This is a genomic window from Streptomyces sp. NPDC025784 (assembly GCF_055558435.1).
Map to the genome: position 1 here is coordinate 167,365 of NZ_JBVHMN010000004.1, position 21,358 is coordinate 188,722.

Below are 21,358 nucleotides of genomic sequence, written 5' to 3' on the forward strand. Positions count from 1 at the left end.
CCGACGGCTGAGACCCCGAGAAAAGGGCGTGAGGACACACGAGGGTCGGCTCCAACCCTGATCAGTCGATGTCCGGATCATCGGCGTCTTCGAGGAGACGGGTCGCGAGGACGTCGGCCCACTCCACCGCCCAGGAGCGGAGAGCGGTAATGGTGGCGTCATCAAGTCCATAGGCGGAGAAGGCTTCGTCGTCGGTCCACTCGGCGCCTGTGAGGTTCGCCTGCAGATCCTCGCGCTCGAAGCGGCCGCGGGCATGGCGGCGGCCGAACTCTTCGAGCTCGGCATTGGTCCAGCGGCGGGAGGCTGCGAACACGTCGATCAGGTCGCGGGGCGCTCCGCGGTCGGCGAGGGCGCGGACCTTCGTCCCGATCACGTCCTCCTCCGCGAGGACGGGGCCGTACGTGCTCTGGGCGACCGGCCGCCAGAAGATCTCCTTGAGGATGTCGATTTCGCATTCCTGCCCGGTGGACGGGTCGGACACGGTGAAGCGGGCGGACAGCGGGGCAGTCTCCAGCGCGTGCACCTTCCATCCGCGGGCTTCCAAGCCGGCCCGGAGTGTGGCCGCGATGTCGGCCATGGGCGCCGGGTTCTCGGTAGCGACGTCAAGGTCCTCGCTCGGGCGGTTCACGAGGCGGTGCGCCCGCACGGCATAGCCGCCTGTGAGAACCAGGGGATACGGAGAGCCGAGTGCGATCACATCCGCCAGGAGCCGCGTGTGCAGCTCCGGCATGTCCGTCACGCGGCTGCTTGGGTGCGGGAGGCGAGCTGAGGGAAGGCGTCTTCCCATACGGCGCGTACTGTGCGGCCGACGAGGGTGCGCAGTACTGGCCACAGCTGGAGGAGCAGGTCCTGGTTGAGGTAGTGGGGCAGGTCATCACGCAGGCCCTCGTGCAGGACGGTGCGGTACAGGCCCATGCGCTGGCGCGGCTTGCCCAGGTCGTATGAAGTCATGCCGGACCAGGCCATGTGCAGCGGCAGATCCACGACACCGTGGGTCGGCCCGTGCAACTCGTCCAGCGACTCCGGCAGACGGCGTCGGAACTTCTCCCGGTACAGCGCGAGGTCCTCGGCGACCGCGCCCGAGAAGTTGCTGGGTGTGGGTGCGGAATGCTGTGGGCTGGAGGACATGAGTCCATTATGACGGCCGGAGAAGTGGCGTGGGTCATGATGAGCCAGCTGGCGTCTGGAGTGGGCCGGCCGCGGCAGCTCGGCCTGCCGAGTGGGTGGGAGGGGCTGTCGGCCGTTGACGCATCACGTGGAGTGCGTGGCGATTCTGGAGCCGGCCGCGAAGAGCTCCTGACCTGGTGCTCCGCGAGGCGGCGGAGGCTCTCGCGCGGTGCACGGGGTGGTGCCCGTCCCTTGGGAGAGTTTCCGGCGTCCGCGTCCTCAGTCCCGCATGCGCCCGGAGGGACGTTCCGGGGCGGCACCGGCGGCTTCCTGACGGCTCAGACCGTCGAAGAGCACCATCGTGAGGGAGTCGGCCAGGGTCGTCACCGGGAGGTCTCCGTCGGATCTGTACCACTCGACAAGGGAATTCACGGTACCGAACAGCAGGCGGCCGGCCAGGTGGGGATCGATGTCGTCGCGTATACCGCCCTCGGCCGCGGCGTGCGTGACCAGGCCGGCGACCCGGTGGTCGAACTCCCGGCGTCGCGTGAGCGCCCGCCGCTCGGTGTCGCTGTTGCCGTGCACCCGCAGCAGCAGCGTGACGTAGGGCAGCTCCGACGCGAGTACCTCGACGCTGCGCCGGACGACGTGGCGCAGCCGGGCCGTCGCCGAGGTGTCCGCCGGCAGGTCCTCGTCCAGCACGGCGAACAGCTTGTCCAGGGCGCGCGTGAGGGCGAGGGAGAGCAACTCCTCCTTGCCGGCGACATGGTGGTAGATGCTGGACTTGCTGAGGCCGAGGCGCCGGGCCAGATCCTCCATGCCGGTGCCGTCGTAGCCACGCTCGTTGAAGACCTCCACCGCGACTTCCAGGAGGGAGTCACGGTCGTAGGCGGGCCGCTCCCCGCGCTGTGCGGGACGTCCGATGGGCGTGTTGCTCATCCGGTCATTGTCGCAAGGAAACGCGTCACGCCTGACGCAGGTCCTTGACCCGGCGGAGCTTGCCGAGGGAACGCTCCAGCGTCTCGGGCTCCACGATCAACACCTCCACCGTCACGCCGACGCCGTCCTTCACGCCCTTGGCGATCATGCGGGCGGCGGCCTCCCGCTGCTCCGGTCCCGTGCCCGGCCCGGCCTCCACGCTGACGGTCATGTGGTCCATGCGTCCCCGGGTGGTCAGCTGGATCTGGAAGTGCGGCGCGACACCGGGGACGCTCAGGACGACCTCCTCGATCTGGGACGGGAAGACGTTCACCCCACGAAGGATGATCATGTCGTCGCAGCGGCCGGTGATCTTCTCGATACGTCGGAAGCCGGGACGGGCGGTGCCGGGCAGCAGCCGGGTCAGGTCCCGCGTGCGGTAGCGGATGACCGGCAGCGCCTCCTTGGTGAGCGAGGTGAAGACGAGCTCACCGCTCTCGCCGTCGGCGAGGACGTCGTCCGTGAGCGGGTCGACGATCTCGGGAAGGAAGTGGTCCTCCCACACGTGCAGGCCGTCCTTGGTCTCCACGCACTCCTGCGCCACACCGGGGCCCATCACCTCGGACAGCCCGTAGATGTCGACGGCGTGGATGCCCATGCGCTCCTCGACCTCACGGCGCATCGCCTCCGTCCACGGCTCGGCGCCGAAGATCCCCACCTTCAGGGACGTCGTCCGAGGGTCCACGCCCTGGCGCTCGAACTCGTCGAGCATGGTGAGCATGTAGGAGGGGGTGACCATGATGATCTCGGGCTGGAAGTCCTGGATGATCTGGACCTGGCGGGCGGTCATGCCGCCGGACGCGGGGATCACGGTGCATCCGGCGCGTTCCGCGCCGTAGTGGGCACCCAGGCCGCCGGTGAACAGGCCGTAGCCGTAGGAGATGTGGACCTTGTGCCCGGGGCGGCCGCCGGCGGCGCGAATCGAGCGGGCGATCACGTCCGCCCAGGTCGAGATGTCCTTCTCGGTGTAGCCGACCACCGTGGGGCGGCCGGTCGTGCCGCTGGAGGCGTGGACGCGCCGCACGTCGGACATGGGGACGGCGAACATGCCGAAGGGGTAGGTGTCGCGCAGGTCGGCCTTGGTCGTGAAGGGGAATCGGGCCAGGTCCTGCAGCGTCCGGCAATCGTCGGGCGTCACGCCGGCCTTGTCGAACTTCTCGCGGTACAGCTCGACGTTGTCGTAGGCGTGCCGCAGGGTCCGGCGCAGGCGGCTCAGCTGGAGGGCCTCCACCTCCTCGCGCGGCATTCGCTCGGCATCGTCCAGCAGCTCCGCCGGAAGGGGTTCACCGTGGCGGCGCGTGGTGTCCACCGATGCGGTCGGTTCGCTGGTCATTGCGGCTCCTCGAATTCCTTGCTCCGAACACTGCGGCTGCGGCCGCGGAACTCCGCGATCACCGTCTCGCCGCGTACGACACTCACGTCGTAGATGCCACTGCGGCCGAAACGGGTGATCTCCCGGGCGGTGGCCGTCAGCACATCTCCCTCGCGGGCCGGCGCCACGAACGTGACATCCGCTCCGGAGGCGACCGTGACCGGGCCGTGGCTGTTGCAGGCACAGGCGAAGGCGGTGTCGGCGAAGAGGAACAGATATCCGCCGTGGGCGGTCCCGTGTCCGTTCACCATCGACGCCGTCACGGTCATGCGGAGCACCGCGGTCCCCTCGCCGTGCTCCAGCAGCTCGATGCCGAGAAGACGGGAAGCCTGGTCGGCGGCGAACATGCGCGTCGTCGGATCCGTGATGGCGGATGGTGCATCTGCCATGACTTATACCACCTTGTCTCCCGACCGAACATTCGGTTAGCGTGCGACGTGGCCAAGTAATTCAAGCCATGCCAGGGCCTGTCAAGAGGGAGTCACATGCATCACGCAACCACTGAGGTGCCCGACCTCTTCGCGCGCCATCGCACCCTGCTGGAACAGGCGGTGGCCGCGACGAAGAGCCGGGAGCACTGGACTCCCTATCCGGAATCGCCCAGCAAGTCGGTGTACGGCGAGGACGCCGCGAAGCTCGGCGAGGCGGTGTTCCGGGAGCAGATCGGCAGGCCCTTCGACCTGCCAGGACACCCGGGGGAGGGGCGCGTGGCGCCCGAGGAGCAGTCCCCCTACGGTTTCCCGCTGGGCATCAGCTACCCGCGGCTCTCACCGGCCGCGGCCGTGGCCGCCGCGCGCGACGCCACGCCCGCCTGGCGCGCGGCCGGCCCGGACACACGCGCCGGGGTCGCCGCGGAGATCCTCGCCCGGCTGAACGCGGCCAGCTTCGAGCTGGCCCACGCCGTGCAGCACACCACGGGCCAGGCGTTCGTCATGGCCTTCCAGGCGGGCGGCCCGCACGCCCAGGACCGCGGCCTCGAGGCGGTGGCCTACGCGTGGGCGGCGCAGAAGCAGCACCCGGCCGCCGCCCGCTGGAGCAAGCCGCAGCGCAAGGGCGGCGCCCTGGAACTGGACAAGAAGTTCACCCCCGTCGGCCGTGGCGTCTCGCTGCTCGTCGCCTGCAACACCTTCCCCACCTGGAACGGCTATCCGGGCCTGTTCGCCTCGCTCGTCACCGGCAATCCGGTCGTGGTCAAGCCGCACCCGGGCGCCGTGCTGCCCCTGGCGATCACCACGCGCATCGCCCGGGAGGTGCTGGCCGAGGCGGGCTTCAGCCCCGACCTCGTCCTTCTCGCCACCGAGGCGCCCGGTGGCCGGGACGCCGCCACGCTCGCCCTGGACCCGGACGTACGGATCGTCGACTTCACCGGTTCCACCGAGTTCGGCGACTGGCTGGAGACCCACGCCCGCCAGGCCGCCGTGTACACCGAGAAGGCCGGTCTCAACACCGTCGTCCTCGACTCCACCGACGACTACCGCGGTCTGCTCGGCAACCTCGCCTTCTCGCTCTCGCTGTACAGCGGACAGATGTGCACCACCCCACAGAACCTGCTGATCCCCCGCGACGGCATCGCCACCGACCAGGGCCCGCGGACCGCCGACGAGTTCGCCGCCGACCTCGCCGCCGCCCTGGACAAGCTGCTCGGCGACCCCGCCCGTGCCGCCGGCACGCTGGGCGCGATCGTCAACGACGGTGTGCGGGCTCGTCTGAAGGAGGCCGCCGACATCGGCCGTACGGTGCGCGCGTCGACGCCCGTCGCACACCCGGAGTACGCGGAAGCCGACGTGCGGACGCCGCTCGTGGCGCGACTGGACGCGGAGGCCGACCGGAACGTGTACACCCGGGAATGGTTCGGGCCGGTGTCCTTCGTCATCGCCACCGACTCCACCGGGCACAGCCTGGAGTTGTTCCGCGAGACGGTGCGCGCGCACGGCGCGCTGACCGCCGCCGTCCACTCCACCGACGAGGAGGTGCTGGCCGCCGCCGAGGAAGCCGCCCTGGACGCCGGTGTCCACCTCTCCGAGAACCTCACCGGCCAGGTCTTCGTCAACCAGTCGTCCGCCTTCAGCGACTTCCACGGCAGCGCCGCCAACCCCGCGGCCAGCGCCACCCTGTCCGACGCGGCCTTCGTCACCGGCCGATTCGCCGTCCTGCAGTCCCGCCGCCCCGCCGCCGCCGAGGAGTCCAACTGATGTCCGAAGACGTCTACCTGATAGACGGGGCGCGCACCCCCCCAGGGCCGCTACGGCGGCGCCCTGGCCTCCGTACGCCCCGACGACCTGGCCGCCCTCGTGGTCGGTGAGGCCGTGCGTCGCTCCGGCATCCCTGCCGACGAGGTGGACGAGGTGATCCTCGGTGCGGCCAACCAGGCCGGCGAGGACAACCGGGACGTGGCCCGCATGGCGGTCCTCCTTGCCGGGCTCCCGCACACCGTGCCCGGCTACACCGTCAACCGGCTCTGCGCCTCGGGCCTGACCGCTGTCGCCTCGGCCGCCCAGGCGATCCGCGCCGGCGAGGCCGACCTGGTCGTGGCGGGCGGCGCGGAGTCCATGACGCGTGCACCGTGGGTGATGCAGAAGCCCGGGACTCCCTGGGCCAAGCCGGGCGAGGTGCACGACACGTCGCTGGGCTGGCGGTTCACCAATCCCCGCTTCACGGCCGCCGACCGGGCCGTCCCCTCCGGCGCCGGACCCGAGACGGTGAAGCTCACCCTGTCGATGGGCGAGACCGCCGAAGAGGTCGCCGCACTCGACGGCATCACCCGCGCCGACTCCGACGCCTTCGCGCTGCGCAGCCACCAGCGGGCCGTCGCCGCCCAGGAGGCCGGCCGCTTCGACCGCGAGATCGTGCCCGTCCCTGTGAAGGACGGCGAGGTCACGCGAGACGAGGGCCCCCGCCCCTCGACCACCCTGGAGAAGCTCGGCACGCTCCGCACCCTCTTCCGCGAGGACGGCATCGTCACCGCCGGGTCCTCCTCACCGCTGTCCGACGGCGCGGCCGCCCTCGTCGTGGCGAGCGCCGCCGCCGTGCAGCGGTACGGGCTCACCCCGCGGGCCCGGATCGTCACCTCCGCCTCGGCCGGTGTCCGTCCCCACCTCATGGGGCTGGGACCGGTCCCCGCCACCCGGAAGGCCCTGGTCCGGGCCGGCTGGGACACCGCGGACCTCGACGCCGTCGAGCTGAACGAGGCGTTCGCCGCCCAGGCGCTCGCCGTGACGCGGCGCCTGAAGCTGGACGAGGACAAGGTCAACGCCGACGGCGGAGCCATCGCCCTGGGTCATCCCCTGGGCTGCTCCGGCGCCCGCATCCTGCTCACCCTGCTGGGCCGCCTGGAGCGGGAGGACGCCCGCAGGGGACTCGCGACCCTGTGCGTCGGCGTCGGGCAGGGCGTGGCGATGCTGGTGGAGCGGGTGTGAGCGGCATGAGCGCCACGAGCCACGAGACCCTTCTCGTCGAGGAGCGTGACGACCGGGTCGTCGTCACCCTGCACCGGCCCGAGGCCCGCAACGCCATCAGCGGGCAGATGATCGCCGAACTGCACGAGGTGTGCGCCGAACTGGAGCGCGACCCGAAGCTGCTGCTGCTCACCGGACACGGCCGCGTCTTCGCGGGCGGCGCCGACATCGCCGAGCTGCTGCGACGCGGCCGGGACGAGGCCCTGCAGGGCATCAACAGCCGCCTGTTCGAGCGGGTGCGCCGACTGCCCATGCCGACCGTCGCGGCGGTCGACGGCTGGGCCCTGGGCGGCGGTGCGGAACTGGCCTACGCCTGCGACCTGCGCATCGCAGGCCCCGACGCCGTGTTCGGCAACCCCGAGCCGGGTCTCGGCATCCTCGCCGCCGCCGGGGCGTGCTGGCGGCTGCCCGAACTGGTCGGCGAGTCGGTCGCCAAGCAGGTGCTGCTCGCCGGACGCAACCTCGACGCGCGGGCGGCACTGGCCGCCGGGCTCGTCATCGACGTCGTACCGGCCGAGAAGCTCCTGGACGAGGCGCATGCGCTGCTCGACCGCATGGCCCGGTCCTCCGCCACGGCGCTGCGCCTGACCAAGCTCGTCGTCGACTCGCCCGGCGCCCACCCGGTCGCCGACGACCTGGCGCAGGCCGTGCTGTTCGAGGGCGAGGACAAGAAGGACCGCATGTCCCGCTTCCTGGAGAAAAGGAGCCGCAAGTGACCACCAGCACCGCACCGGCTGTCGTCGGGGTGATCGGCGGCGGCCGTATGGGCGCCGGTATCGCCCAGTCCTACGCGACCGCCGGGTCGATCGTCACCGTGGTCGAGAACGGTGCCGCGGCCGCGGCCGCCGCCCTGGACCGGGTCGCCACGGGACTGAAGCGGGCCGCCGAACGCGACCGGCTCGACGAACCGGCCGGCGAGATCCTCGCCCGGGTGTCCACCGTGCAGTCGGTGGACGCGCTGCCCGCCGAGGTGGACCTGGTCGTGGAAGCGGTCCCCGAGGACTCCGCACTCAAGGCCCGTGTCCTCGCTGCCGCCGAACAGGCGGTGAGCGCGACGACGGTCCTGGCCAGCAACACCAGCTCGCTGTCCGTCACCGAGCTGGCCGCCGCCCTCAGCCGTCCCGGCCGTTTCCTGGGCATGCACTTCTTCAACCCGGTGCCCGCCTCGGAACTGGTGGAGATCGTGGTGGCGCCGGGCACGGACGCCGCGACGACCGAGGCGGCCCTCGGCTGGACCCGCTGCCTCGGAAAGAAGGACGTCGTCGTCAAGGACTCGCCCGGCTTCGCCAGCAGCCGTCTCGGGGTCGCCCTGGGACTGGAGGCCATCCGGATGGTCCAGGAAGGCGTGGCCGAGGCCGAGGCCATCGACGACGCCATGAGCCTCGGCTACAAGCACCCCATGGGGCCGCTGCGCCTGACCGACCTGGTCGGTCTGGACGTACGCCTGGCCATCGCGGAACACCTGCACGCCACCCTCGGTGAGCGGTTCGCGCCGCCCCGCCTGCTGCGCGAGAAGGTCGCCCGGGGCGAACTCGGCCGCAAGACCGGGCAGGGGTTCTACACATGGCGGTGAGCGCCTCCCCGAACTCCTGGCGGCGGAGGCCGGGGCGCGGGAGCGGCTCGGGCGAACGGAGGGCCACCGCGGTACCGTACGCGGCTTTTGCGACGCCCGGACGCCTTGCTTCACCGGCAGGCGACCGCCTCGACCGGAATCGACCGCACTCCGGCACTTGCCGAAACCCGGGAACCTTGTCATATCATCTACCGAACGAACGGTCGGTAGGGATCGGTGATCACAGATGACTGCACAGCAGGCCGACGCGTCGGCCGCACTTGACGCTCCCCCCGCGCTCCAGGAGCAATTCGAGTCGACGATCGCGCGGGACCAGCGGATCGAACCGCGTGACTGGATGCCCGACGGCTACCGGAAGACGCTGATCCGGCAGGTGGCTCAGCACGCCCACTCGGAGATCATCGGTATGCAGCCGGAGGGGGAGTGGATCACGCGTGCGCCGTCACTTCGGCGCAAGGCGATCCTCTTCGCCAAGGTGCAGGACGAGGCGGGTCATGGCCTGTACCTGTACTCGGCGGCGGAGACGTTGGGAGCGGACCGGGCCGATCTGACCGAGCGGCTGATCGAAGGCCGTCAGAAGTACTCGTCGATCTTCAACTATCCGACCCTGTCGTTCGCCGACGTGGGCGTGATCGGCTGGTTCGTGGACGGCGCGGCGATCTGCAACCAGGTACCGCTGTGCCGCAGCTCCTACGGGCCCTACGCGCGGGCGATGGTGCGGATCTGCAAGGAGGAGTCGTTCCATCAGCGACAGGGCTACGAGCTGCTGATGACGATGATGCGCGGCACCGACGGGCAGCGGGAGATGGTTCAGGACGCGGTGAACCGCTGGTGGTGGCCGTCCTTGATGATGTTCGGTCCGCCGGACGACAACTCGCCCAACTCCGCGCAGTCGATGGCGTGGAAGATCAAGCGGCACAGCAACGACGAACTGCGTCAGAGGTTCGTCGACATGACCGTCCCGCAGGCGGAGAAGCTCGGCGTCACCCTGCCCGACCCGGAGCTGCGCTGGAACGCCGAGCGCGGCCACCACGACTTCGGCACCCCCGACTGGGACGAGCTGATGCGCGTGATCAAGGGCGACGGGCCGTGCAACACCGAGCGGATCCAGCGGCGGCGCGCCGCACATGAAGAGGGTTCCTGGGTACGGGAAGCGGCTTCCGCGCACGCGGCCAAGCAGGCGGCCCGTGCGGAGAAGGCGGAGAAGGCGGAGAAGGCGGAGAAGGCGGAGAAGGCGGAGAAGGGAGCGGCGGTATGACCGGCGAGAAGCGGGACTGGCCGCTGTACGAGGTGTTCGTGCGCGGCAAGCGCGGGCTGAATCACGTCCACGTCGGATCGCTGCACGCGGCCGACGACCGGATGGCGCTCACCCACGCCCGGGACCTGTACACCCGGCGCAACGAGGGCGTGTCGATCTGGGTGGTGCGCAGCGAGCACGTCGCGGCCTCCACCCGCGACGAGAAGGACCCGTTCTTCGCGCCCAGCGCGGACAAGGTCTACCGCCACCCGACGTTCTACGACATCCCCGACGACGTCCCCCACATCTAGGAGCAGGGCATGAGCGACGACCACGTCTACATGACCCTCGCCGAGGGCCATGAGGACGACACCCGGTGGGCGTACGGCACCGGTTTCGAGGACCCCTTGCACGGCGTGGACACCACCGTCCCGGACGGCGTCGACGCCACGGAGCTCGCCGCGCTGTGCGTGGCCCTCGGTGACGACGCGCTGGTGAGCGCCCAGCGGCTGGCGGAGTGGACCACCCGGGCCCCCGAACTGGAGGAGGAGGTGGCGCTCGCCAACATCGGCCTGGACCTGCTCGGGCAGGCCCGCCTGCTCTACTCGCGGGCCGGCCAGGCCGACGGCACGGAACGCGGCGAGGACGCCTACGCCTACTTCCGCGACCCTGACGACTTCCGCAACGTGACCCTGGCCGAACTGCCGGGCGGCGACTTCGCGTTCACCATGGCGCGGCTGCTGATCCTGTCCAGCTGGCGGCTCGCCCACTTCGAAGGGCTCACCGCCGCGTCCGACCCCGTGCTCGCGGCCGTCGCGGCCAAGGGCGTGAAGGAACTGACCTACCACCGTCAGTACGCCGCCGAGTGGGTGATCCGACTCGGTGACGGCACCGAGGAGTCGCACCGCCGTATGCGGGCCGGGTTCCAGCAGGCGATCGCGTACCTGGGGGAGCTCTTCGACGCCTACGACGCCCGGGACGAGGTCCTCGCCGTTCTCCGGCAGGTCGCCGACGCTGCGGGTCTCGCCCTGCCCGACGCGCCTTCGCCGGACACGGTCGCGGGCGCCGAGGGCCCGGGCCGCCAGGGCCGGCACACGGATCACCTCGCCCCGCTGCTGACAGAGCTTCAGTCCGTGGCACGCGCTCACCCGGAGGCGACGTGGTGACCGTACTCACGCAGGCGCGGCACGCCCGGCACATCGCCGAGCAGGTCCCGGACCCCGAGCTGCCCATGCTCACCCTCGCGGACCTCGGCGTACTGCGCGAGGTCGAGGTCGGCGACGACGGAACGGTCGTCGCGAGCCTCACCCCGACCTACTCCGGCTGCCCGGCGATGGCCGAGATGCGGGCCGGGGTCGCCGCCGGGCTGAGGGCCGCCGGCTTCGCCCGCGTGGAGGTCCGCACGGTTCTCGACCCGCCGTGGACCACGGACTGGATCACCCCCGAGGGGCGGCGCAAGCTGGCCGAACACGGCATCGCTCCGCCCGGTCCGGCACCGCGCCGAGCGTCCGGTCCGGTGCCCCTCGTGCTGGCGCCGACACGGCGCGAGGTGGTGTGTCCCCGCTGCGGCTCGGCGGACACCGAGGAGAGCTCCCGGTTCGGTGCCACCTCCTGCAAGGCGCTGTGGCGCTGTCGCACCTGCCGCGAGCCTTTCGAGTACGTCAAGGAGATCTGATGGCCGATCTGTTGGCCCCTGCCGGCGAAGCCCCGGTTCCCGCACGGCGCACGCGCCGCCGCCCGGCCTTCCACCTCCTGCGGGTGGCCGCCGTCCAGCGGTTGTGCTCGGACGCGGTCGCGGTGAGCTTCGACATCCCCGACGAGCTGGCGGAGGAGTTCGCCTTCGCACCCGGCCAGTCGCTCACGCTGCGGCGCGAGGTCGACGGGCGGGACGAGCGGCGCTCCTACTCGATCTGCTCCCCGGTGGGCGCCCGCCCCCGCATCGGAGTGCGGGTGGTGCCCGGTGGGCTGTTCTCGTCCTGGCTGGTGAACGAGATGAGGCCGGGCGACACCGTCGAGGTGATGGCCCCGACCGGCGCCTTCACCCCTGACCTCGGCACGCCCGGACACCACGTGCTGATCGCGGCCGGCTCCGGCATCACACCGATGCTCTCCATGGCCGAGTCCGTCCTCGCCGCCGACGACCGGTCCCGGGTCACCCTCTTCTACGGCAACCGGCGCACCGACTCGGTCATGTTCGCCGACGAACTGGCCGACCTGAAGGACCTCTACCCCGCCCGCTTCCAGCTCGCCCACGTACTGTCCCGCGAACCCCGCGAGGCCGAACTGCTGACCGGCCGGCTGGACGCCGACCGGCTGGGCGCGCTCATCGACGGACTGGTCGACGTCTCCGAAGCCGACCACTGGTGGCTGTGCGGCCCCCACGGCATGGTCCTGGACGCCCAGAAGGTGCTCGCCGAGCTGGGAGTGCCCAGCGACCGGGTCCACCAGGAACTCTTCTTCGCCGGCGAGGAACCCGCCGCCGTACGCCACGAGGAACCCCGGACCGACGGACCGGCGAGCCAGGTCACCGTCGTCCTGGACGGCCGGTCGACCACCTCCGCGCTCTCCCGTGAGGCCACCCTTCTCGACTCGGCCTCCCGTGTACGCCCCGACCTGCCCTTCGCGTGCAAGGGCGGCGTCTGCGGCACCTGCCGCGCCCGGGTCACCCTCGGCGAGGCGGACATGCGGCGCAACTACGCGCTGGAACCTGCCGAGGTCGACGAAGGGTATGTGCTGACCTGCCAGACCTTCCCCGTCTCCGACAGCCTGACCGTCGACTTCGACAGCTGAGGAGAGCAGATCTCGGATCCTTGCCTCGACGTCGCACACCGACGCCGAGTCGCGCCGAGCAGTACTTCGGCAGGCCGCGCCGGCCGTCGTCCCTGCCCGTACCGCCCCGCCCCCTGCGCCCCTCGCGCGCGCCTGAGTATGCTCGCGGGGTTGTCCGTCCCGGTGTGGACGGAAGGTGGTGGGTGGGGGTCTTTCATGAAGATGTCGCAGCCCGGGGCTGCCGGCGTGGTTTCGCCCGCGCTCGATCGTGCCGCGGCATGGGGGGACAAGGAGCCGTCGGTCCTGCTGGTCGAGGACGACCCCGGCGACGCCCTGCTCGTCGAGGAACTGGTGGCCGACAGCGCGCTGAAGATGCGTCTGCGATGGGTGCGTTCGATGGCCGAGGCCTGCGACGTGCTCGCGACCGAACTGCCGGACTGCGTCCTGCTGGACCTGCACCTCCCGGACGCCCAGGGTCTGGAGGCGGTGTCCCGGGTGCGCGACCGCGCGGAACAGGTCGCCGTCGTGGTGCTGACCGGCCTCGCCGAGGAGGGCACCGGACTGGCCGCGGTGGCGGCGGGCGCCCAGGACTACCTGGTCAAGGGCCGTGTCGAGCCTGAACTGTTCGGGCGGGCCGTCCGCTACGCGATCCAGCGCAAGCACGGCGAGCAGGACGCGGTGGCGTTGCAGGCGAGCCAGATGCAGGCGCAGGAGAACGCCCGTCTGGAGCGGGGTCTGCTGCCGCGGCCGCTGCTGCGCGGCGACGGCGTCGAAGTAGTCACCCGCTATCGCCCCGGCCGCGCGCACGCGCTGCTCGGCGGCGACTTCTACGACATCGTGCAGGGCGCCGACGGCACCGTGCACGCGATGATCGGAGACGTCTCCGGCCACGGACCCGACGAGGCGGCCCTGGGGGTGGCCCTGCGCATCGCGTGGCGCACCCTGGTGCTCAGCGGCGTCACCGGAGCCGACCAGGTGGCCCGGCTGGAGGAGATCCTGATGGCCGAGCGGGCCAAGGCGGGCGTCTTCGCCACCTTGGTCGTCCTCACCGCCACACCCGGCGAGCGCCGGGTCCGGACGGTACGGGCGGGACACCCGGGTGCGCTGCTGTGCGGGGGCGGCGCCGTCGAGTGGGTGGAGGTCCTGGGCGGGCCGGCGCTGGGCATCGTGCCCGGCGGGGCGCGCTGGCGGGTGGAGGAGCTCTCGGTCCCCGAGGGCGCGGCGCTCGTCCTGTTCACCGACGGCCTGTTCGAGGGGCGCGTCGGCCGGGGCACGCAACGGCTGGGGGAGGAGGGGCTGCTGGCCGTCGCACGCGAGCTGGTCCCCCTGGCGCCGGCCGCGTTCGTCGACGGGCTCATCGAACGGGCCGAGGGCCTGGCCGAGGGGCAGGGCGGGCTGGACGACGACGTCGCCGTGCTCTGGCTGCGCTGGGACTGAGGCCGGTGACGAGCGTGAGGGAGAACACTGAGTCCGAGGACGGGATACGCAGGATGACCGCCGAGCCGTGGGCCGGACGCCGGCTGACCGTGCAGGGCTGGTTCCGGCTGGTGCTGGCGCTGATGGCGTTGCTCGTGGTCGTGGGGACGGCGGTGGGCGCCGCGATGCTTCAGCGGACGGCCTCGGTCACCGACGAGATGCTCCAGCACGTCGAGCCGGCCCAGACGGAGGCGTACCGGCTCCAGTCCGCCCTGTTCAACCAGGAGACGGGCGTGCGCGGTTACGCCATCGCGGCCGACCGGCAGTTCCTGGCCCCCTACACCCAGGGACAGAAGGACGAGCGGCGCGCGGCCGCCCGGATCCGTGACCTCATCGGTGACCGTTCCGACCTCCTCGGGAACCTGGAGGCGGTCGAGCGGCGGGCGGCGGACTGGCGGCGCGCCTACGCCGACCCCCTGGTGGCCGGCGTGACGCGGGGTGAACCGCGCACGATCGACCGGGCGACCGCGGAGCGCGGCAAGAAGGACTTCGACCGCATCCGTTCGGTGCTGGCCGCGCAGAACACCGCTCTCAGGACGGCGGTCCAGGACGGCCAGGACCGGCTGGATCACGCCCGGAAGGTGCGCGACGCCGTGCTGATCGGCATGGTCGTGGCGTTCCTGCTGACCGGCGTGGCGCTGACGGTCCTCGTACGCCTGCTCGTGGCGCGTCCGCTGGAGGACCTGCGCACCGCCACCCGCCGGGTGGCGCGGGGCGAGTTCGGGCATGTCATCACCGGCGGCGGTCCGGTGGACGTCACCGCGGTCGCGCGGGACGTGGAGGACATGCGGCAGCGGATCGTCTTCGCGCTCGACGCCTCCCGCGAGCAGCAGGACGTCCTGGCCCGGCAGGCCGCCGACCTGGACGCCCAGGCCGTGGAGCTGCGCCGCTCCAACGCCGAGCTGGAGCAGTTCGCCTACGTGGCCTCGCACGACCTCCAGGAGCCGCTGCGCAAGGTGGCCTCCTTCTGCCAGCTGCTGGAGAAGCGCTACGGCGACCAGCTGGACGACCGCGCCCGGCAGTACATCGACTTCGCGGTCGACGGCGCCAAGCGGATGCAGGTCCTCATCAACGACCTGCTCACCTTCTCCCGCGTGGGCCGCGTCAACGACGCCCGCCTGCCCGCCGATCTGGACCAGCTGCTCTCCAAGGCGCTGACCAACCTGGACAGCGTCGTCGCCGACACCGGCGCGGTCGTCGACCGGCCGGACGAACTGCCCCGGATCACCGGGGATCCGACGCTGCTGACCATGCTCTGGCAGAACCTCGTCGGCAACGCCGTCAAGTTCCGTCATCCCGACCGCACGCCGCACATCCGCATCACCTGCGAGCGCGATCCGGAGGACGCCGACGCCTGGCGGCTGTCCGTGAGCGACAACGGCATCGGCATATCGGAGGAGTTCGCGGAGAAGGTCTTCGTGATCTTCCAGCGGCTGCACAGCCGTGACGCCTACGGGGGCACCGGCATAGGCCTGGCGCTCTGCAAGAAGATCGTCGAGTACCACGGCGGCCGCATCTGGTTGGACACCACGTACACCGAGGGCGCCCGCTTCTGCTTCACCTTCCCGTCCGTCGCCGACACGGCGGAGGGCGACCGGGCCGACGCGACGGACGGCGCCGGCACCGGCGGGGCGGACGCCACGCGCGCCGACACGGGCGACACCGCGCGCACCGACACCGGCGAGGACACAGGCTCCGACACCGGTGCGAGCACGCGCACCGAGACGACGGACGGCACGCGCACCGACGCGGACGGCCGTACCGACACCGGCGGCAAGGCCGGCACCGAGGAGAAGAGCCTGACATGACCACCCCCGCAGCCACCCCCATCGACGTGCTGCTCGTCGAGGACGACCCGGGCGACGAACTGATGACCCGGGAGGCGTTCGAGGACAACAAGATCGGCAACACTCTGCACGTGGTGCGGGACGGCGAGGAGGCGCTCGACTTCCTCTACCGGCGTGGGGCGCACACCGACGTGCCGCAGCCCGATCTGATCCTGCTCGACCTCAACCTGCCCAAGTACGACGGCCGGCAGGTCCTGGAGAAGATCAAGTCCGATCCGGCGCTGTCCCACATCCCGGTCGTGGTGCTCACCACCTCCGCGGCCGAGGAGGACATCCTGCGCAGCTACAAGCTCCACGCCAACGCCTACGTCACCAAGCCGGTCGACCTGGACCAGTTCATCGCCGCCGTCCGCCAGATCGACGACTTCTTCGTCCAGGTGGTGCGCCTGCCCCGCCAGTCCGGCTGACCCCGGGGCGCGGACCCGGTACCTGTGACGGACGGGCCGTCCGGACGGGGAACCACCTCCGGCTCCTCGTTCTCGGCCCAGGCCCGGTACACGCGGCGGGCACCCGGGAGATCCTCGAATCCTGGTTCGCCGGGCGGCCGGTCCGGGACGAGTACCTGATCGTGGACGGCGGAGCCCTGGCCGGCGCCGGAGCGTCCTCCTACTCGGTCGGCGGCTTGGCTGCCCCGGACTCCACCCCCAGCTCCCGGGTGTCCAGGCGCAGCCGCCACAGATTGCGGCGGTGGACGGCCGCGAACTCGGCCTCCAGCGGGGACGGCGGCACCGCCAGTACCGCACAGGCGGCATGGGCGAGGCAGTAGCGGCCGACCGAGGAGCACAGGGCGCGGTGCAGCAGGCCGCGCCGTCCCGCGCCGACCACGAGGAGGTCGTCCTCGCGGTCGGCGATCTCCACCAGCGCCGGCCCGGGGGCGCCCCGGGCGACGAGTGCGCGCAGGGCGACCTCCGGCCCGCCGCCGAACACCTCGTCGAGCGCGGTGACCAGCCGTTCCCGGGCCAGCCGCTGCCAGTCCTGGACGCTCGGAGAAGCGGTCGGCACCCGCCGGGCCCCCAGGTCCCCGCCGGGCGGTTCCCAGGCCAGAACCGGCCACAGTTCGGCGCCCCGCCGCCGCGCCTCACCGGCGGCCCGGCACAGCGCGGTGAGACTCCCCAGCGAGCCGCTCACCCCGACCACGACACGGGCGGCAGGGGGCGCGTCGGGCTCGGACATCACTTCACCGTTCCTCACCCGCCCGCGCGTTCACGCGCGGGCGGTTCTCGTCGGATCACCCTCCATCACACTCCCGGCCGGATGCCCCGAACAGCCCGGACAGCACTTCTTGGCACGGCTCTGACGGCGCGGGGCGGGCCGCGCGAGGGCCGCCGTCAGCGTCCCGTCAGCGTTGGCCGGATCGCCGTCAGCATCCCGTCAGGGAACTTCCGGAAGCCGGGGAAGACGGGCATAACGTCGTCGGTGAGCCCCGGCCCGCGTCCTCGCGGCCGGGGCGCTCAGGCTCCTCGTCAGAACCACCCCGGATCCTCCAGGAGGCATCCCATGTCAGAACCTCTGAGCGGCGAAGACCCCGAACCCTGCGATCCGTTCCCGGCCGGCCCCCTGTTCGTCCCGGTCCGGCCGGGCCCCTCGGGCTGCGTCGCCCGGCTGTTCCGCACCCCCCTGGGCGACCGTACGGCCGTCTGCTTCACCTCCGCGCACAGGCTCACCGCGACACTCGGCCCCGGCCAGGCGTGGATCAGGCTCGCCGAACCCGCGCTGCGCGCACTGACCGCCCCCCTCGGCGTCACCACCGTCACGGTGGACCCGCAGTTCTGCGCCCCGGCTCCCGCCCCGCTCCGCCCGACCCTTCCCGAACCGGCCACGGCCTCCGCCGTACGGATCGGCTGAGGAGGCCACCACGATGACCACCGTGCACGAACCCGCCCTGCACACCACCGCCGACGAACTGTCGGTGTGGCCCGCGTCCACCACCGAGCCCCGTGCGGGCGACCTGGCGGTGGGCGGCGTACCGCTCGCCGAGATCGCCGACCGCTTCGGCACACCCGTCTACGTCCTGGACGAGGGCGAGGTGCGCGAGCGCTGCCGCACCTACCGGCACGCCTTCCCCGACGCCGAAGTCCTCTACGCGGCCAAGGCGTTCCTGTGCCGGGCCATGGTCCACTGGGTCGGCGAGGAGGGGCTCGGCCTCGACGTCTGCTCCGCCGGCGAACTGGAACTCGCCGTCACCACCGGCTTCCCCGCCGAACGCATCCTGCTGCACGGCAACGCCAAGTCGCCCCGCGACCTGGAGCTCGCCCTGCGCCTGGGCGTGGGCCGCATCGTGATCGACAGTCCGTCGGAGATCGCGCGGCTCGCCGCGGCGGTCGGCCCCGGCCGCCGCCAGAAGGTGATGGTCCGCGTGGTGCCGGGCGTCAGCGCCGGCGGCCACGACAAGATCCGCACCGGCACCGAGGACCAGAAGTTCGGCATGTCCCTCCGCGACGGCTACGCCCAGCACGCCATCGCCCGCATACTCGACCAGCCCCGGCTCGAACTCACCGGTCTGCACTGCCACTTGGGCTCACAGATCACCACTGTCAAGCCGTATCTCGCCGCCGTGCGCAGGCTGGTGGGGCTGATGGCCCGGCTGCACGAGCAGCACGGACTCGTGCTGCCCGAACTCGATCTGGGCGGTGGGCACGGCATCGCGTACCGCCCCGGCGAACCGGCCCTCGACCTCACCGCGCTGGCGCGGCAGGTGCGCGCCGAACTGACCGCGGGGTGCGCCGCGGCCGGACTGCCCGTGCCCCGTCTGATCATCGAACCGGGCCGGGCCGTCGTGGGACCGGCCGGGGTCGCCGTCTACCACGTGCTGTCCGTCAAGCACACCGGCGAGCACACCTTCGTGGCCGTCGACGGCGGCATGAGCGACAACCCGCGGCCCGCGCTGTACGGGGTGCCGTACGCGCCGCGCCTGATCGGCCGGCACAGCGCCGCGGCCCCCGCCCCGGTGACCGTGGTCGGACGGCACTGCGAGGCCGGCGACGTCCTCGCCGCCGACGTCGCGCTGCCCGCCGACGTACGGCCCGGCGACCTCCTCGCGGTGCCCGTCGCGGGCGCCTACCACCTGTCCATGGCCTCCGGGTACAACATGGTCGGCCGCCCGCCCGTCGCCGCCGTCCACGCGGGTCACGCCCGACTCCTCGTACGCCGCGAGTCCCTGGACGACATCCGCAGCCGCGACGTCGGCCTCTAGGACCGCTGCCGGGAGCCCGTCCGCCGAAGCCCCCTAGGGGACTTCGTCCGGGGCGCCCGCCGGGACCTCCTCCCGGGCCGTGCCGGCGTCGGGCGTTCCCGCGCCCGCCGAGCGCAGGTGCTCGCCCTCGATGTCCACCTCCGGCAGCAGCCGCGCCAGCCACGTCGGCAGCCACCAGGCGGCCCGGCCTACGAGGGCGAGAACGGCGGGTACGAGGGTCATGCGGACGACGAACGCGTCGACGAGGACACCGAAGGCCAGCGCGAACGCGATGGGCTTCAGCATGCTGCTGCTCCCCGGCACGAAGCTCGCGAAGACCGCGAACATGATCAGGGCGGCGCCGGTGACCACCCGTGAGGCGTGCCGTGAGCCGGCCAGGATCGCGTCCCGGGGCCCGGCCCCGTGCACGTACGCCTCGCGCATCCGGCTGACCATGAACACCTCGTAGTCCATGGCGAGTCCGAACAGCACCGCCATCACCAGGATCGGCAGGATGCTCACCACCGGCCCGGTCCGCGCCACGCCCAGCATGTCGGCGAGCAGGCCCCACTGGAAGACGGCGACGACCGCTCCGAACGTGGCGGCCACCGAGAGCAGGAAGCCGAGGCCCGCCTTGAGCGGGACGACCAGGGAGCGGAAGAGCAGCAGCAACAGCAGCAGCGAAAGGCCCACGACGACCAGGGCGAAGGGCACCAGTGAGTCGGCGAGCCGGTCGGAGACGTCGATGCCGACCGCGGTGCTCCCGGTCACCCGCACCCGGGTGCCCGAAGCGCGCTGCCAGTCGGCCGACCGGTCCCTGATGTGCTCGACGAGTTCCCTGGTCCGCTCGTCGGCGGGCCCGGTCCGCGGCACCACCTGGACGACCGCGGCGTCACCGTGGTCGACGAGCTGGGGCGCGCCGACGGTGGCGACGCCTTCCATGGCCTCGAGGTCCTCGGTGAGCGTGGCCACGGCCTGCCGGGGGTCCGCGGTGCGCGAGGTGTCGGCGAGGATCAGCAACGGCCCGTTGAACCCGGGGCCGAACTCCTTCGAGACGATGTCGTACGTCCTGCGCTCGGTGCTGCCCGCCGGCGCCGATCCGTTGTCGGGCAGGGCGAGGTGCAGATCCCGCGCCGGGACGGCCACGGCGAGCAGTGCGACGAGCACGGCGGCCAGGGTGAGCAGCGGGCGGCGGATCGCCAGCCGGCCCCACCGTTCGCCGAGGTTCGGCCGTCCGCTCCGCCCGCCGTCGGGGGTGGCGCGCTCACGGCGGGCGGTCCGCGAACCGGGCCGGGGACGCAACCGGTCACCGGCGAAGCCCATCAGGGCGGGCAGCAGGGTCAGCGCGACGGCCACCGCGATCAGCACGGCGGCGGCACCGCTCAGGCCCATCACGGTCAGGAACGGGATGCGGACCACGGCAAGCCCGCACAGCGCGATGACCACCGTGAGTCCTGCGAAGACGACCGCGCCGCCCGCCGTCGCGGTCGCGGTGGCCGCGGACTCCTCGACGTCCGCGCCGGACGCCAGTTGGGAGCGGTGGCGGGACACGATGAACAGCGCGTAGTCGATGCCGACGGCGAGGCCGAGCATCGACGCGAGCGAGGGCGCGGTGCCGGAGACGGTCAGCACGCCGGTCAGGGCCTGGAGGCCGAGCAGGGTGACGGCGACGCCGGTCACCGCCGTCAGCAGCGGCATGCCGGCGGCGAACAGCGAGCCGAAGGTCACCGTCAGCACGACGAGCGCGAACAGCAGCCCCATCGCCTCCTTGGAGTGACCGGTGCTCTTGTCGCTGCCGTACGCGGACCCGCCGACGTCCACGGTGAGTCCGGCGTCCTCGGCCGGCCGGGTCGTCCTCTCCAGGGCGGTGAGGCTGTCCGCGGCCAGTTGGGCCTTCGTCACGTCGTAGCGCACCTGCCCGAGGGCGGTCGTGCGGTCGCGGGAGACGAGGCCCGCGGTCATCGGGTCGGTGACGTGGGTGACCTGCGGCGCTTTCCCGGCCTGTGCCATGGTCGCGCTGACGGCCCGTGCGTACGAGGGTTCGGTGATCTCGTGGCCCTCGGGGGCGACGAAGACGACCTGGGCGCTGGTGCCGGCCGCCGAGGGCAGTTCGGTCCTGAGGGCGTCCATCGCGGTCTGCGACTCGGAGCCCGGGATGGTGAACTCGTCGTTCGTGGTGCCGCCGAAGCCGGCCACGCAGGCGACGGCCGCGGCGAGCACGACGAGCCAGCCGGCCAGCACGGCACGGCGATGCCGGAAGGCGCCGCGGCCGAGCCGGTGAAGCAGGGAAGCCATGGGAGAACCACTCCTTGAAGGGGGACTTGCGGGGGCGAGCGGCACGTTCGGGGAGGGGTTTCTCGGGCGTCGGCCGA

20 protein-coding genes and 2 pseudogenes are annotated in these 21,358 nt (G+C 72.0%); 15 read left to right on the plus strand and 7 right to left on the minus strand.

The window, feature by feature from the left end; all coding sequences use genetic code 11:
• Positions 1-61 precede the first annotated feature (61 nt).
• The 5 genes from ACZ4IF_RS12465 to paaI form a co-directional block, all read right to left on the minus strand.
• Positions 62-730, minus strand: a complete 669-nt coding sequence (locus tag ACZ4IF_RS12465) for a nucleotidyl transferase AbiEii/AbiGii toxin family protein (RefSeq protein WP_467561985.1) — start codon at positions 728-730, stop codon at positions 62-64.
• A gap of 5 nt (positions 731-735) precedes the next feature.
• The gene (locus ACZ4IF_RS12470) at positions 736-1,128 is read right to left on the minus strand and encodes a hypothetical protein (protein WP_467561987.1); all 393 of its coding nucleotides are present in this window, start codon (positions 1,126-1,128) and stop codon (positions 736-738) included.
• Between the two features lie 258 nt (positions 1,129-1,386).
• On the minus strand, positions 1,387-2,046 hold the full coding sequence (locus ACZ4IF_RS12475) for a TetR/AcrR family transcriptional regulator (protein WP_467561989.1): 660 nt from the start codon (positions 2,044-2,046) through the stop codon (positions 1,387-1,389).
• Positions 2,047-2,071: 25 nt separating this feature from the next.
• Positions 2,072-3,418: a phenylacetate--CoA ligase PaaK gene (gene paaK, locus ACZ4IF_RS12480; protein WP_467561991.1), complete on the minus strand. Its 1,347-nt coding sequence runs from the start codon at positions 3,416-3,418 to the stop codon at positions 2,072-2,074.
• A complete protein-coding gene (gene paaI, locus ACZ4IF_RS12485; protein WP_467561993.1) occupies positions 3,415-3,846 on the minus strand; it encodes a hydroxyphenylacetyl-CoA thioesterase PaaI in 432 nt (143 codons plus the stop codon). The genes paaK and paaI overlap by 4 nt, the downstream gene beginning before the upstream one ends.
• 96 nt (positions 3,847-3,942) lie before the next feature.
• Between paaI and paaN the strand changes: the two genes are divergently transcribed.
• From paaN to ACZ4IF_RS12550, 13 genes and pseudogenes are all read left to right on the plus strand, one after another.
• Positions 3,943-5,649 carry a phenylacetic acid degradation protein PaaN gene (paaN, locus tag ACZ4IF_RS12490; protein ID WP_467561995.1) on the plus strand — a complete coding sequence of 569 codons (1,707 nt, stop codon included), beginning with the start codon at positions 3,943-3,945 and terminating at the stop codon, positions 5,647-5,649.
• Positions 5,649-6,873 (plus strand): annotated as a pseudogene (locus tag ACZ4IF_RS12495) (thiolase family protein). The gene paaN and the pseudogene ACZ4IF_RS12495 overlap by 1 nt, the downstream one beginning before the upstream one ends.
• Before the next feature lie 5 nt (positions 6,874-6,878).
• A complete protein-coding gene (locus ACZ4IF_RS12500) occupies positions 6,879-7,628 on the plus strand; it encodes an enoyl-CoA hydratase/isomerase family protein (RefSeq protein WP_467561997.1) in 750 nt (249 codons plus the stop codon).
• Between the two features lie 47 nt (positions 7,629-7,675).
• Positions 7,676-8,485: a 3-hydroxyacyl-CoA dehydrogenase family protein gene (locus ACZ4IF_RS12505; RefSeq protein ID WP_467562335.1), complete on the plus strand. Its 810-nt coding sequence runs from the start codon at positions 7,676-7,678 to the stop codon at positions 8,483-8,485.
• Positions 8,486-8,711: 226 nt separating this feature from the next.
• The gene (gene paaA, locus ACZ4IF_RS12510; RefSeq protein ID WP_467561999.1) at positions 8,712-9,743 is read left to right on the plus strand and encodes a 1,2-phenylacetyl-CoA epoxidase subunit PaaA; all 1,032 of its coding nucleotides are present in this window, start codon (positions 8,712-8,714) and stop codon (positions 9,741-9,743) included.
• Positions 9,740-10,033, plus strand: a complete 294-nt coding sequence (gene paaB, locus ACZ4IF_RS12515) for a 1,2-phenylacetyl-CoA epoxidase subunit PaaB (protein ID WP_467562001.1) — start codon at positions 9,740-9,742, stop codon at positions 10,031-10,033. Before paaA ends, paaB begins: the two co-directional genes overlap by 4 nt.
• A 9-nt stretch (positions 10,034-10,042) precedes the next feature.
• Positions 10,043-10,888 carry a 1,2-phenylacetyl-CoA epoxidase subunit PaaC gene (gene paaC, locus ACZ4IF_RS12520; RefSeq protein ID WP_467562003.1) on the plus strand — a complete coding sequence of 282 codons (846 nt, stop codon included), beginning with the start codon at positions 10,043-10,045 and terminating at the stop codon, positions 10,886-10,888.
• On the plus strand, positions 10,882-11,397 hold the full coding sequence (gene paaD, locus ACZ4IF_RS12525) for a 1,2-phenylacetyl-CoA epoxidase subunit PaaD (protein WP_359493053.1): 516 nt from the start codon (positions 10,882-10,884) through the stop codon (positions 11,395-11,397). Before paaC ends, paaD begins: the two co-directional genes overlap by 7 nt.
• Positions 11,397-12,512, plus strand: a complete 1,116-nt coding sequence (gene paaE, locus ACZ4IF_RS12530; protein ID WP_467562005.1) for a 1,2-phenylacetyl-CoA epoxidase subunit PaaE — start codon at positions 11,397-11,399, stop codon at positions 12,510-12,512. The genes paaD and paaE overlap by 1 nt, the downstream gene beginning before the upstream one ends.
• A gap of 195 nt (positions 12,513-12,707) precedes the next feature.
• Positions 12,708-13,928 carry a PP2C family protein-serine/threonine phosphatase gene (locus tag ACZ4IF_RS12535; protein ID WP_467562007.1) on the plus strand — a complete coding sequence of 407 codons (1,221 nt, stop codon included), beginning with the start codon at positions 12,708-12,710 and terminating at the stop codon, positions 13,926-13,928.
• A gap of 53 nt (positions 13,929-13,981) precedes the next feature.
• Complete coding sequence (locus ACZ4IF_RS12540) at positions 13,982-15,775, plus strand: sensor histidine kinase (RefSeq protein ID WP_467562337.1); 1,794 nt, start codon at positions 13,982-13,984, stop codon at positions 15,773-15,775.
• Positions 15,772-16,221, plus strand: a complete 450-nt coding sequence (locus ACZ4IF_RS12545; protein WP_345656043.1) for a response regulator — start codon at positions 15,772-15,774, stop codon at positions 16,219-16,221. Before ACZ4IF_RS12540 ends, ACZ4IF_RS12545 begins: the two co-directional genes overlap by 4 nt.
• 57 nt (positions 16,222-16,278) lie before the next feature.
• Positions 16,279-16,433: pseudogene (locus ACZ4IF_RS12550) on the plus strand (NAD-dependent formate dehydrogenase); the annotation flags it as partial.
• Here ACZ4IF_RS12550 and ACZ4IF_RS12555 read toward each other — a convergent pair.
• Positions 16,421-16,987, minus strand: coding sequence for a universal stress protein (locus ACZ4IF_RS12555; protein ID WP_467562009.1), 567 nt, complete (start codon positions 16,985-16,987; stop codon positions 16,421-16,423). The pseudogene ACZ4IF_RS12550 and the gene ACZ4IF_RS12555 overlap by 13 nt on opposite strands.
• Positions 16,988-17,311: 324 nt before the next feature.
• Between ACZ4IF_RS12555 and ACZ4IF_RS12560 the strand changes: the two genes are divergently transcribed.
• Both ACZ4IF_RS12560 and lysA read left to right on the plus strand, forming a co-directional pair.
• On the plus strand, positions 17,312-17,659 hold the full coding sequence (locus tag ACZ4IF_RS12560) for an SAV_915 family protein (RefSeq protein ID WP_467562011.1): 348 nt from the start codon (positions 17,312-17,314) through the stop codon (positions 17,657-17,659).
• 13 nt (positions 17,660-17,672) lie between these two features.
• Positions 17,673-19,007 (plus strand): diaminopimelate decarboxylase, encoded by a 1,335-nt coding sequence (lysA, locus tag ACZ4IF_RS12565; RefSeq protein ID WP_467562013.1) that lies wholly within the window; start codon positions 17,673-17,675, stop codon positions 19,005-19,007.
• Positions 19,008-19,040: 33 nt separating this feature from the next.
• Here the strand turns inward: lysA and ACZ4IF_RS12570 are convergent, their stop codons facing one another.
• Positions 19,041-21,281, minus strand: a complete 2,241-nt coding sequence (locus tag ACZ4IF_RS12570) for an MMPL family transporter (RefSeq protein ID WP_467562015.1) — start codon at positions 21,279-21,281, stop codon at positions 19,041-19,043.
• Between the last annotated feature and the right edge of the window lie 77 nt (positions 21,282-21,358).

What these genes read in the sequence shown, in the direction of transcription:
- paaB (WP_467562001.1), top strand. Translation starts at nt 9,740, where the DNA reads ATGACCGGCGAGAAGCGGGACTGGCCGCTGTACGAGGTGTTCGTGCGC.
- ACZ4IF_RS12475 (WP_467561989.1), bottom strand. Translation starts at nt 2,046, where the DNA reads ATGAGCAACACGCCCATCGGACGTCCCGCACAGCGCGGGGAGCGGCCC.
- ACZ4IF_RS12570 (WP_467562015.1), bottom strand. Translation starts at nt 21,281, where the DNA reads ATGGCTTCCCTGCTTCACCGGCTCGGCCGCGGCGCCTTCCGGCATCGC.
- ACZ4IF_RS12500 (WP_467561997.1), top strand. Translation starts at nt 6,879, where the DNA reads ATGAGCGCCACGAGCCACGAGACCCTTCTCGTCGAGGAGCGTGACGAC.
- paaC (WP_467562003.1), top strand. Translation starts at nt 10,043, where the DNA reads ATGAGCGACGACCACGTCTACATGACCCTCGCCGAGGGCCATGAGGAC.
- ACZ4IF_RS12465 (WP_467561985.1), bottom strand. Translation starts at nt 730, where the DNA reads ATGCCGGAGCTGCACACGCGGCTCCTGGCGGATGTGATCGCACTCGGC.
- paaA (WP_467561999.1), top strand. Translation starts at nt 8,712, where the DNA reads ATGACTGCACAGCAGGCCGACGCGTCGGCCGCACTTGACGCTCCCCCC.
- paaE (WP_467562005.1), top strand. Translation starts at nt 11,397, where the DNA reads ATGGCCGATCTGTTGGCCCCTGCCGGCGAAGCCCCGGTTCCCGCACGG.
- paaI (WP_467561993.1), bottom strand. Translation starts at nt 3,846, where the DNA reads ATGGCAGATGCACCATCCGCCATCACGGATCCGACGACGCGCATGTTC.
- lysA (WP_467562013.1), top strand. Translation starts at nt 17,673, where the DNA reads ATGACCACCGTGCACGAACCCGCCCTGCACACCACCGCCGACGAACTG.
- ACZ4IF_RS12535 (WP_467562007.1), top strand. Translation starts at nt 12,708, where the DNA reads ATGAAGATGTCGCAGCCCGGGGCTGCCGGCGTGGTTTCGCCCGCGCTC.
- ACZ4IF_RS12545 (WP_345656043.1), top strand. Translation starts at nt 15,772, where the DNA reads ATGACCACCCCCGCAGCCACCCCCATCGACGTGCTGCTCGTCGAGGAC.
- ACZ4IF_RS12540 (WP_467562337.1), top strand. Translation starts at nt 13,982, where the DNA reads ATGACCGCCGAGCCGTGGGCCGGACGCCGGCTGACCGTGCAGGGCTGG.
- paaK (WP_467561991.1), bottom strand. Translation starts at nt 3,418, where the DNA reads ATGACCAGCGAACCGACCGCATCGGTGGACACCACGCGCCGCCACGGT.
- ACZ4IF_RS12470 (WP_467561987.1), bottom strand. Translation starts at nt 1,128, where the DNA reads ATGTCCTCCAGCCCACAGCATTCCGCACCCACACCCAGCAACTTCTCG.
- ACZ4IF_RS12505 (WP_467562335.1), top strand. Translation starts at nt 7,676, where the DNA reads ATGGGCGCCGGTATCGCCCAGTCCTACGCGACCGCCGGGTCGATCGTC.
- paaN (WP_467561995.1), top strand. Translation starts at nt 3,943, where the DNA reads ATGCATCACGCAACCACTGAGGTGCCCGACCTCTTCGCGCGCCATCGC.
- ACZ4IF_RS12560 (WP_467562011.1), top strand. Translation starts at nt 17,312, where the DNA reads ATGTCAGAACCTCTGAGCGGCGAAGACCCCGAACCCTGCGATCCGTTC.
- ACZ4IF_RS12555 (WP_467562009.1), bottom strand. Translation starts at nt 16,987, where the DNA reads ATGTCCGAGCCCGACGCGCCCCCTGCCGCCCGTGTCGTGGTCGGGGTG.